Raw genomic sequence first — 4,149 nt, 5'->3', positions numbered from 1 at the left:
CCGGTACAACGCCACCGCGTCCGCCTTGAACTCGGCGGGGTAATGCTTCATCCCCACGGGGACTCCGTTCTCCTGGACCATCAAGATCCAAGTCTCTCCGGTGTCCAAAACCCGGGGTCAAGACCCGACGCCGAAGAGATTCAGCAGGCCGTGCAGGAGCAGGATGCACACGTAGATCAGCATGGTCTTGCCGGGCGTCGGCTCGAAGCCCCATTGCAGATTGGCGAAGGCGCCGGTGAATAGGGCTGCCCCGTAGTCGATGCCCGCAATGGCCCCGAGCAAGCCGAGTAGGTTCAGCCAGCCTGTGTACCAGCCCCACTTCTTCGAACCGAGCTGGTCGGCCATGTAGTAGAGGGCGCCGGAGGTCGAGTAGGCGCTGGTGACCTCGGCGAGGCCGGCGCCGACGAACATCACCATCACGCCGACGGCAACCCAGCCCCACATCGTCACCGCCGGGCCGCCGGTGTTCAGCCCGAAGCCGTACAGCGTCATGCAGCCCGACAGCACGGAGATCACCGAGAAGCTGAGGGCGAAGTTGCCGAACGGCCCCATGCGCCGGGTCAGCACCGGCTCGTACCCGAGAGAACGGAGCAGTTCGTCGTCTCGTAAAGCGTGCGGTTGACGGCCGACCTGCCGGGGCCGTCGGCTGCGGATGGACACGAAAGACCTCCGAGTCAAGAGATGGAGCAGTCGAGACAAACCTATTAGTTGCGTTCATGACAATTGCTTGGTTCTGTGCGCTTTCCTCGCGGCGAGGCACTGCTGCCGGGCCCGCACGAACGCCGCCTCCGCCATCTCCGGACGATTGGGATCGTCGGTGACATAGCCCCAGGGCTGCAAGGCCGCGTAAGGCCCCAGGGCGTCGAACACCATTGCGGCGTCGATGTACCGGTGGCCGGCCCACAGCGCAAAGGCCAGGTGGGAAAGGTCTGGTACCGACCGTGTTGCCGGATCCTGATGTTCCACGGCGGCGAACCAGCGGTGAAACGCCCGGGCAGCGTCGCCGCGGGCCGGGTCGTCAGCCCACTGCCGACGCAGGAGCGGATCAACGCGTCCCTTGCGTCGGCTCTCCTCCAGCTGCTGATGGTGGGACTCGGCGTAGGCGTACAGCGGGAGCGCGAGCAGCGCCGATCCGTCGGGGGCCCACGAGGCAACCCACCGACCGAAATCCACGGCCAAAACCGAGGTGCCGCCCGCGGTGCAGCAGCTGAGGAACTTGAACATACGGTGGAACGCCTCACGAGAACACTGATCCCGGTCCCAGACGTGGCGCAAGAGCCCCCACGGTCCCGGCGGCAGCATGTACTCCCACGGCTGCATTCGGTGCTCCGGCCGTTGCTGGAACTCATCGAGCCGGGCCAGGGCAAGCAGGCACACCCACGGCACCGGATCGGCTGGCATTGCCTCGGCGGCGATCCAGCATGCCTGCCGTGCCACCAGCTCCAGATCTTGTACACCGGCGTAGTGCTTCCGGTGGGCACGCTGCGCCCGCTGGACGAGCACGCGCGCCCACATCACCCGGGCTTCCGGGTTGTCCCGTTCCTCGGTCGCCCATGCTTCCACCGTTGTCGATCCGGCAGCGACCACGCCCAGGACTTGAGTGCGTGCCGATCGCAGCGGCCAGTTGGTACCTGTACGGGCGAGCAGATCCCGCATCGCAATCCAACGCCCGGCTCGTACCTCCTCCACCGCCACCCGCAACGCGTGGTCGAACCCAGCCGGGTGATACACGGGGCGGAACTCTTCCAGACCGGTCGCTGTGTGTTCGCCTCTCATGAGCGCACCCCTCATGCTTATGTCGTTGGTGGGGCTCCGTTTTCCGCCTTGGGCCGGTGAAAGCCGAGGTACCTCACGAGTGATTCGGGCAGGGTGGGGCGGTCTTGCTGCTGGTTCTGTTCAAGGACAGCGGTGGGGAGCAGCCGAAGGGCCAGCTGGAAGTCTGCCGTTCCGGCATTGGGTTCAAACGGAGGCGCGCCCCTGAGTCCCGCTCCACCCCACGACGGAGAAAGCCTCACCGTCGTGCAGGCGGTTCAGCGCGACGGCCGTGTAGTCGACCATCGGCTGCGGCAGATCGTTGAGAGGCCACCACCGGAGGTCCGCACACCGGTCGGGTTCGGCATTGACCGGTTCTCCGCGCCACGAGGTTGCGTGGAAGAACAGCTGGATGCGCGGGTCATCTTCGAGTGTGGCGTGGTGGACCGTGTGGACGAGCCGCAAGTCAGCCTCTGCAATGGTGACGTTGAGGTCTTCGGCCGCTTCGCGTACAGCGCAGGCGGTGACGGTCTCCCCGTATTCGAGGTGGCCGGCAGGTACGTGGTAGTGACCGTCGCGCCATCCGGTGCCGGAGCAGAGTCCGAGAAGGACGGTGTCGTCACGCTGGAGGACAAGGTGGACACCGATGACCGTGCGGTACCTGCCGTCGGGGTAGGCGCGGGCGATGAGGTCCTGGCGACTGGGGCCGGTCGGCGGTGCTTGGTGGTCCATGTCGCCAGGATCGTACTCTCCGTGCGTCTACCCGCTCTTGTTCATCGTCAGTGCCACCTACGAGTCAGGAGGTTCAGCGTCCGGTGGCGTCGGTGAAGAGCAGCGTGGGCTCGGCGAGGATGTCGCGTCCGAGTTCACTCTTGTAGATGTCGTCGGCGCTACCGAAACGGGCCTCGGCGTAGTCCAGGCCGAGGTCAGCCGCGGCCTGGCGCACCGAGGATTCGTCCGGACCTTCGATTTCGAGGAAGGTGGGAAGGTCGGGCCAGGTGTCGAAGTCGAATGTGACGGCTCCGATTCGCCACTCTTCACGGTAGTTCTGCTGGTAGCGCACTTGGCGCAGGCCGAGAGCGGTCAGGAGTTCCGCCGTGGCATGGAGATCACCTACCTCGGTCTCGATCTCCGTGGTGCCGTCGATGTTGCTCGAGTCGACGACCTGTTTGAGGGGGAGTGTGGTCTTTCCTCCTTCGTCCCGGAGGCGGAGCCACTGGTTGCCCTGGACGGCATCGTTCTCGTAGATGTACCGGGAGAGCATGGTCCGGGGCATGGCTTGCACGGCGCCGAGCTCACGCAGTTGGGCTCGGACGAGCGAGACGTTGACGTTGAGGAACTTGGCTTCGTATTCGTTCTTCATAGCCTTCTCACGCTCTTTTCAGGGGCGGAGTCACGGGCTGCGAGGAGCATGCCCATGCGGTGATGGTGATCGTAGGGCTGCCCGACGTGGGCGCGTTCGAGGAAGGTCCCGGTGCGAAGGGTCAGCAGGATGTCCCACCCGAGGGGGAACATACGGAGGAGCAGGTCCGGTGAGGTGTAGTGCTCGGTCATCCTGTGGCGGGGTTCGATGGCCATCATGAACTCCGCGCCGAACAGACCGCCGGGCCGGATGAGGTCTTGCATGCGGGTAACGAACTCGGACAGGGGCCGGTGATGGTTGGCACTGTAGTGCCAGGAGCAGCTGGTCCACACCGCGGCGTAGGACGAGGCAGGCAGATCGGTATCGAGGAAGTCACCCTCGACGATCTGCACGCGGTCACCGAGCCCTTCGGCTTTGAGGCGGGCGCTGAGCCCGGCGGCCTGTTCGACCTGATCGCCGGGTAGGCGGACTTCGCCGCCGTACAACGCAACGGGGTCCCGCTCTATGGCAGTCACTTGGTAGCCGGCCTCGGCGAGCGGCAGCACGAACTTGCCGTCCGAGGCGCCGACGACCGCCACCGGGCTGCCTGGTTCATGCTCGTTGAGAGCGGCGATGAACTGTGGGAAGAACGTGAGGGTCTGTTGCCACAGACTCTGGGTCTTCATGGCCCTCTCCCTGGGAGGTGCGGGCAACTATGGCTTCTACCACCTGTGACGGTGTGCGATCAGTGGTGTCGATGTCCCACATCGGGAAGTCGGCGTAAGCGCGGTCGATCTCCGTGGGCGACGCCTCGGCCATGGCGTCCCAGCGCGTCGGGGGCTTGCGCCTCGTGGACAGGCGGCGCTGGCGTTCGGGCTCGGCGCAGATGAGCCGGTAGGTCACGGGCTCGGGAAGATTGGGTGGCAGGGTGAACCGTTCCGACTTTCCTGCCGGTGGTTTGTTGGCCGGTGATCAGCCGGCTACTGGTTCTGTGTCAGCGTAGTGTGCTGCTTCGTACTCGGTGGGACTGGTCATGCCCAGACTTGAGTGCAGTC

General features: G+C 65.3%; 4 protein-coding genes and 1 pseudogene. All 5 read right to left on the bottom strand.

The genetic code is table 11. The features are described 5' to 3' along the window. Positions 1 to 126: 126 nt before the first annotated feature. Positions 127 to 594 (bottom strand): annotated as a pseudogene (locus LUZ64_RS36405) (amino acid permease); the annotation flags it as partial. 120 nt (positions 595 to 714) lie between these two features. Further along, positions 715 to 1,776, bottom strand: a complete 1,062-nt coding sequence (locus tag LUZ64_RS36400) for a hypothetical protein (protein ID WP_095584190.1) — start codon at positions 1,774 to 1,776, stop codon at positions 715 to 717. Positions 1,777 to 1,959: 183 nt separating this feature from the next. Further along, positions 1,960 to 2,484, bottom strand: a complete 525-nt coding sequence (locus LUZ64_RS36395) for an NUDIX hydrolase (protein ID WP_095584187.1) — start codon at positions 2,482 to 2,484, stop codon at positions 1,960 to 1,962. 73 nt (positions 2,485 to 2,557) lie between these two features. Then, positions 2,558 to 3,115 carry a class IV adenylate cyclase gene (locus LUZ64_RS36390; RefSeq protein ID WP_095584188.1) on the bottom strand — a complete coding sequence of 186 codons (558 nt, stop codon included), beginning with the start codon at positions 3,113 to 3,115 and terminating at the stop codon, positions 2,558 to 2,560. Further along, on the bottom strand, positions 3,112 to 3,780 hold the full coding sequence (locus LUZ64_RS36385) for a class I SAM-dependent methyltransferase (RefSeq protein WP_095584189.1): 669 nt from the start codon (positions 3,778 to 3,780) through the stop codon (positions 3,112 to 3,114). Before LUZ64_RS36385 ends, LUZ64_RS36390 begins: the two co-directional genes overlap by 4 nt. Positions 3,781 to 4,149: the final 369 nt, after the last annotated feature.

Origin of the sequence: Streptomyces albireticuli (genome assembly GCF_021228125.1) — a bacterium.
GTDB classification, from domain to species: Bacteria; Actinomycetota; Actinomycetes; order Streptomycetales; family Streptomycetaceae; genus Streptomyces; species Streptomyces albireticuli.
Note: the sequence above shows the minus strand (reverse complement) of the source record. Positions and strands in the feature narration are given on the sequence as shown.

What these genes read in the sequence shown, in the direction of transcription:
- LUZ64_RS36400 (WP_095584190.1), bottom strand. Translation starts at nt 1,776, where the DNA reads ATGAGAGGCGAACACACAGCGACCGGTCTGGAAGAGTTCCGCCCCGTG.
- LUZ64_RS36385 (WP_095584189.1), bottom strand. Translation starts at nt 3,780, where the DNA reads ATGAAGACCCAGAGTCTGTGGCAACAGACCCTCACGTTCTTCCCACAG.
- LUZ64_RS36395 (WP_095584187.1), bottom strand. Translation starts at nt 2,484, where the DNA reads ATGGACCACCAAGCACCGCCGACCGGCCCCAGTCGCCAGGACCTCATC.
- LUZ64_RS36390 (WP_095584188.1), bottom strand. Translation starts at nt 3,115, where the DNA reads ATGAAGAACGAATACGAAGCCAAGTTCCTCAACGTCAACGTCTCGCTC.